The sequence below is a fragment of the Sulfitobacter sp. HI0040 genome, from assembly GCF_001634885.1.
In the GTDB taxonomy this organism is placed as follows: domain Bacteria; phylum Pseudomonadota; class Alphaproteobacteria; order Rhodobacterales; family Rhodobacteraceae; genus Sulfitobacter.
Genome location: NZ_LWEX01000091.1, coordinates 1 through 6,292 on the forward strand (window position 1 = coordinate 1; position 6,292 = coordinate 6,292).

Here is a 6,292-nt window from a genome sequence, read left to right on the forward strand (position 1 = left end):
CGGCCATGAAGCGCACGGGCTTTTCCGCAAGGACCGCCGCCGCGACAGAGGCCTGCGCGTCGACCGGCGGGGTGCTGATGCCACCGATCATGGGGGCCACGGCCTTCATCATGGCCTCGTTCCTGTCGCGCCCCTATGTGGAGATCGCACTGGCCGCCGCCATTCCCAGCATTCTCTATTACTGGAGCCTTTTCGCCCAGATCGACGCCTATTCCGCCAAGCGCGGCCTGCGCGGTCTGCCGAAGCCCGATCTGCCACGCCTGAAAGAGGTGATGGCCGAGGGCTGGCCCTACATCTTCGTCTTCGCGCTGTTGCTCTACATGATGATCGCGCTCCGGCAGGAAAGCTCTGCCCCCTTCTATTCGGTGGCCCTGCTGCTGGTGGTCAACCAGTTCCGCGCGCGGTTTCGCCTGAACATGCAGCGGCTGGGCAACATGATCGTGGGCGTCGGCATGGGGCTGGCGGAACTCACGGCGATCCTGCTGGGTGTGGGGCTTATCGTGGGCTCGTTCTCTGCCACGGGGCTGGCGGGCACGCTGGTGAACGAGCTGGTTTTCATGGCGGGCGACAGCCAGTTGGTGCTGCTGGCGATGGGCGCGCTGACGGCCTTCATCTTCGGGATGGGGATGACGGTTACCGCCTGCTACATCTTCCTTGCCGTCGTGCTGGCCCCGGCCCTTGAGGCGGGCGGGCTCAATCAGCTCGCCGTCCATCTCTTCATTCTCTACTGGGGGATGGTCAGCTATATCACTCCCCCGGTCTCGCTCGGGGCCTTCGCGGCCTCGACGATGTCCGGCTCCAACCCGATCTCCACCGGGTTCGAGGCGATGAAGCTGGGCGGGGTCATCTACATCGCGCCCTTCCTCTTCGTGCTGAATCCCGCCCTGATCGGGCAGGCACCCCTTTGGGAGGTGACGGTAGCACTCGGCGGTGCGCTGATCGGCGTGGCGCTGATCTCCTCCGCGCTGCAGGGCTACATCAGCCTGGTCGGGCCGCTGAACGGGACAGTGGGGTATCCGCTACGGGTCCTGCTGTTCCTTGGCGGGCTGATGATCGCCAAGCCGCAGACAGAACTTCTCAGCATCGGGTACGGTGCCTCCTTCCTGATCGGAGCGGCGCTTTGCGCGCTGCCTATTCTTGCCGCGCGGCGTGCCCGTGCCACCGTAGCCGAGGCAACCTAGCCGATGATAGAGATCAATCCGCCCGCGCCCGCCGTGCCGCCCCAGGAAACCGTAGTCGCGCGCATCCGCGCCAATGCCGCCGCGCATCCCAACAGGCTGGCGCTGGTCTGCGGAGACACCCGGCTGACATGGGGCGCCTTCGACCGGCGCATCAACCGCGTCGCGAATGCGCTGATCGGGATGGGGGTCAGCAAGGGCGATACCGTCGCGGTCCTTTCGGCGAATTCCGCCGCCTATGCGGAGATTTTCATGGGCGTGCTGCGCGCCGGGGGCTGTGTCACGCCGCTGTCCTCGATGGCCTCTTCCGAAGCGTTGGAGAAGATGCTGCGCGACTGCGGGGCGCGGGTCATCTTCGTGGCGGCCCAGTATCTGAGCCTGATCGAAGGCTTCATCCGTGATCTGCCCCTCACTTGCGTTGCCCTCGATTTCGAGCTCGAGGGTTTCGACACCTACGAGGATCTGCTGGCGCCCGCCCAAGAGGACGATCCGATGGTGCCCATCGCCATGTCGGACCCCTTCAACCTGATCTATTCGTCCGGTACGACCGGAACGCCGAAGGGCATCCTTCACAACCACTGGATGCGCGCCGCGCAGATGGACCGCGTCGCCCCCAATGGGTATGACGACGACGCCCGCACGCTGATCTCCACGCCGCTCTATTCCAACACGACGATCGTGGCCTTCATCCCCACGCTCTTTGGCGGATCGACGGTGCACCTGATGCCGAAGTTCGACGCCCGGGCCTATCTCGAAATCGCCGAAGCCGAGCGGATCACCCACACGATGCTGGTCCCGGTTCAGTACAAGCGGATCATGGAGTTGCCTGATTTCGATACATTCGATCTATCCGCGATGCGCATGAAATTCTCGACCTCCGCACCGCTGCGCGCGGATGTGAAGGCCGATGTGCTGGCACGGTTTCCCGGCAAGCTGATCGAATATTACGGCCTGACCGAAGGCGGCGGCGTATCTGTCCTGATTGCCGACGAACACCCGACCAAGCTGCATACCGTGGGCCAGCCGGCACCCGGAAACGAAATCCGCCTGATCGACAGCGAAGGCCACGAAGTGCCCCAAGGCGCAGTGGGTGAGATCGTGGGCCGCGGGCCAACGATGATGGCGGGCTATTACGGCCGGGACGATCTGACGGCAGACTATATCTGGCGGGACGCGGCGGGCCGTGTCTTTTTCCGCTCCGGCGACATGGGCAGCTTTGACGCGGACGGCTTTCTGGTGCTGTCGGATCGCAAGAAGGACATGATCATTTCCGGCGGGCTGAACATCTATGCCAACGATCTGGAGCTTGTGCTGCTGGACGATCCGGACGTCACCGATGCCGCCGTGATCGGCATCCCGTCGGAGGCTTGGGGAGAGACGCCGCTCGGCCTCGTGGTGCTGAGGGCCGAAGCCACGCGCAGCGCCGATGAGATCCTGGACCACGCCAATGCCCGTCTCGGTAAGAGCCACAGACTGAGCGCGGTGGAGATCCGCGACAGCCTGCCGCGCAGCACCATCGGCAAGATCCTCAAGAAAGACCTGCGCCTGCCCTATTGGACCGCAGAAAAGGAGAGCGCATGACCGAGCCGATGAACGGTGCCGAAAGCCTTGTGAAAACCCTGCTCGACAGCGGGGTGGAGGTCTGTTTCACCAATCCCGGCACCTCGGAGATGCATTTCGTCGCGGCGCTGGATCACGTGCCAAACAAAAGGCCCAAGCGATCACGCAGGAAAAGGGCTGGGAACATCACGCGCTGCGCGCAGATTGGATGAGCTCTGCCCAGGGCAAAGCTGTTAAAGGGACTCCGCCCCATACGCTCGTGCTGCCTTCGTGGCATATTGCAATAAGCAAAAAACTGGCGTTCAGCAGACCCAGCCGTCATGATCGGGCGCGGACTATCAAACAAGAACAGCAGCCGGGGGGCGGGCATCGGCGCGCTAGTGTGATGGAGCGGACATACGAAGCCGACAAGCGATGAACATGTCTTGTATCGCCTGTTAAAAACTTTCCATCTGACCACCGCAAGTGCTAGCAAATAGATGACGAACTCTGAAAGAGCTTGGCAATGTGGAAATCGTGGATGCAAAAAGGACCACCACACGCGACCAATCCACGAAAAAGAGCCGACACCGCCTAAATATCAGAAGAGAATTTGTTTTGATAAAAGGAAATTTTTCTCAAGCTGAGACGGCACCCTTAGCAGGGGCAAAGATTGCAAATATCACTTTGCTGGCACCGATCAGCATCATTGTACCTACCTTTAAGGAGCGGGAAAACATTCCAAGTCTCATAGACAGAGTATCTTCTCTTCGAAAGAATTTCGGCGCCGAAATCGAACTCATATTCATGGATGACAAGAGTGGGGACGGAAGTGTCGAAGCCGTAGCAGCGTCGGGAGCCGAATGGGCCAGTATCATCGAACGTGAGGGAGAACGCGGGCTAAGCCCGGCCGTTATCGAAGGCTTCGAGCGCGCGCGTAATCCAATCCTGGTTTGCATGGACTGTGATCTTAGCCATCCACCGGAAGCCATTCCCCAGATGATACTAGCCCTCGCAAGCGGGCAGGAACTCGTGTTGGGATCGCGCTATGTTAAGGGCGGCAGCACGGACGACGACTGGGGGTTCTTCCGCTGGCTTAACAGCAGGATCGCCACACTGCTTGCGGCCCCTCTAACGTCGGCCCGCGATCCGATGTCAGGCTTCTTCGCAATGAGAAGATCCGATTTTGAGTGTGCCCAAGACCTTAATCCTATCGGATACAAGGTGGCCCTCGAGCTAATCGTAAAATGTGGTGTGGATTCCGTCGGAGAGATCCCCATCCATTTCCAGGATCGTGTAAACGGCGAAAGCAAGCTCACGCTGAGAGAGCAACTTAATTATCTCAAGCACATCCGTCGACTCTACCTCTATCGTTTCGCGAACGCGATGTATTTTATACAATTCATTATCGTTGGCGCTTCCGGGGTTGTTGTAAACCTCACGCTTCTGAGCCTGCTTCTTGCTATGGGCGCGTCAGACGCAGTTTCGCTGGCCGGGGGGATCGCGTTGAGCGTAATCACAAATTTCCTGCTCAATCGTCGCTTCACTTTCAGCTATGCACGGGATCGCAATCCGTGGAAGCAGTTCGCCGGCTTCATCACCTCCTCTTGCCTCGGTATGGCCGTTAACTACACAGTTGCGCTCTGGCTTTCGATCTCGATCTTCACAGATCATCAAAATGCCATATATCTCGCCGCACTCTGCGGAATTGCTGCAGGGATGACTTTTAACTTTCTCGGAAATCGTTTCGTTGTATTCCGAAAGGAACGCATTCGGGACAAAAGGTAAGCGATGAGTACGATCATCCGCCCCGCATTGCTGGCGCTCGCAACATGCGCTCTTTTCGTCGCCATGGCCGGGCTCTTCGCGCTCAGGCAATCAATCTGGATCGACGAAACGACACAGCTATCAGGTCTGGCCCTAGACTTCCGCACGCAGCTGGCTTGGCTGGCTGGAAGTTCCGACGTGAATTTGGGAGTGCCGCCCGACCGAATGCCGCCGCTCAGCTACTGGCTCGGCGGGCTCTGGACAGAGGTCTTCGGTCTTACAGAGGGGAGCATGCGCTGGTTCGGGATCGTTACAGTGCTCGTGGGTGCGCCCGCTCTTTACCTGGCTGGCCGGCGCGCGGCAGGACCTTGGGGCGGTGTTTTCTGTCTAACCTTCGTATTACTGTCCCCCGGAATCTTGGTCCAAGCTGTCGAGATTCGCGCCTACCCACTATTTCTGACTTTCTCTGCTTGGGGCTACTGGTGCTTTGCCGAACTAGTTTTGGCTGGCGAGAAGCGGGGGCACGGCACAAGATGGCTGCTTATCCTACTTGCGGTATTTGTCTTAGCGGCGAGCTACACGCATTACTATGGATTAGTTTTTGGGTTCTGCCTGCTCTGTGCACTAATTGCCGACCGCGTCTTCCGTGGCCTGCCAGTCGCGCCCGTACTCGTCGCTGCAAGTGGCACGGTTGTGATATCAGTCGGTCTCGTTCCTTTTTTACTGAGCGCAGCCGCCATGACCGCAAGCGCTGCATCGGGATCAGCAGATATCATCCCATCCGCGTCATCGCTGACTGAAACGCTCGTCGGCTTGGCACGGCTAAGCCTGCGTTCCTTTCTCCACGGCAGCCATCTCGTCTATCCAACAATCGCGATTGTGGCCGTGCTCGGCGTGGTCTCCCTAGCGGGTCTAGCGCTCGTAGGAAGGTCTATGGCAGCGCGTAGCACTATGCTATTGATGCCCGTCTTGGTGGGGCTCGTATTGCTTGCCATTGCGAACCTTATGAATCCAGGGTTTTCGGTTCTGGCACCGCATTACAATTTGTGGATGATCCCGCCGGTTGCGGTTTTCTTCGCGAGAGCTTTCGTGCAAGGAGCGGGAAAGCGGTTGCGGATTATCCTTCAACGGGCTGGCGCTTCAGCGATCATTCTCGCTCATCTCTCGGCAAGCGTAGTCCTCCTTTCCAACGCCCGCTACTTCACACATGGACCAGGGGAATGGGTTGCCAGCATGATCTCCGATCCGAACCGGACGCTTGTCCTACATGACAGCACAGGGCCATGGGCGCAGGCATACTTCCCCTTGTATGCGCTGACCGAAGGGGAAGCCGCCCAGATTCTCCTTGTCGCCAACGAAGAGCCAGTTTGGCTGACCGCAACCGGGCGCAAGTCACTCAGCTCGGATATCAATTCCTTGCTGGCTGAGTTCGATACCGTGCTTTACGTCTCCATCCGCGATCGCAACACGCAGTTTCTGGGTCGCCGGATTCGAAACGGGGAGACCTGCGGAGGCAGCCACGCGATTCCACTGCCAGACATCTCCGATCGCTTTATGGAACCAAAATTTTACTGCGCCTACGCTTCGGCTACGTTGATGCGCGTAGCGCCAATACATGACTGACATGCCCTACCCTATCGACGCGGCGCTCAAGGTTCTGGCCGGGTTCAAACGGATCGTGCTGGTTGGTGCCCGCGCACCCATCGGCTTTTTTGCCTATCCCGGCAAGCCTGCGCGACTGACCCGCGAGGATGCCGAGATCATTTCGCTCGCCCCCGCGGGCACGGATCTGGCCGGTGCCCTCGATG

Annotated in this window: 4 protein-coding genes and 2 pseudogenes; all 6 read left to right on the forward strand. The window is 59.5% G+C overall.

Annotation, left to right across the window (positions count from 1 at the left end; genetic code table 11):
- On the forward strand, positions 1–1,181 hold a 1,181-nt coding region (locus A3728_RS07135; RefSeq protein ID WP_150120679.1), incomplete at its 5' end, for a TRAP transporter permease.
- Positions 1,182–1,184: 3 nt separating this feature from the next.
- Positions 1,185–2,759 (forward strand): class I adenylate-forming enzyme family protein, encoded by a 1,575-nt coding sequence (locus tag A3728_RS07140; protein ID WP_067921550.1) that lies wholly within the window; start codon positions 1,185–1,187, stop codon positions 2,757–2,759.
- Positions 2,760–2,767: 8 nt separating this feature from the next.
- A pseudogene (locus A3728_RS23850) lies at positions 2,768–2,890 on the forward strand (thiamine pyrophosphate-binding protein); the annotation flags it as partial.
- A gap of 355 nt (positions 2,891–3,245) precedes the next feature.
- The gene (locus tag A3728_RS07150; protein ID WP_082850885.1) at positions 3,246–4,505 is read left to right on the forward strand and encodes a glycosyltransferase; all 1,260 of its coding nucleotides are present in this window, start codon (positions 3,246–3,248) and stop codon (positions 4,503–4,505) included.
- A 3-nt stretch (positions 4,506–4,508) separates the two neighbouring features.
- Positions 4,509–6,107, forward strand: coding sequence for a glycosyltransferase family 39 protein (locus tag A3728_RS07155; RefSeq protein WP_067921554.1), 1,599 nt, complete (start codon positions 4,509–4,511; stop codon positions 6,105–6,107).
- Positions 6,100–6,292, forward strand: a pseudogene (locus tag A3728_RS07160) (acetolactate synthase large subunit); the annotation flags it as partial. The gene A3728_RS07155 and the pseudogene A3728_RS07160, both read left to right, overlap by 8 nt.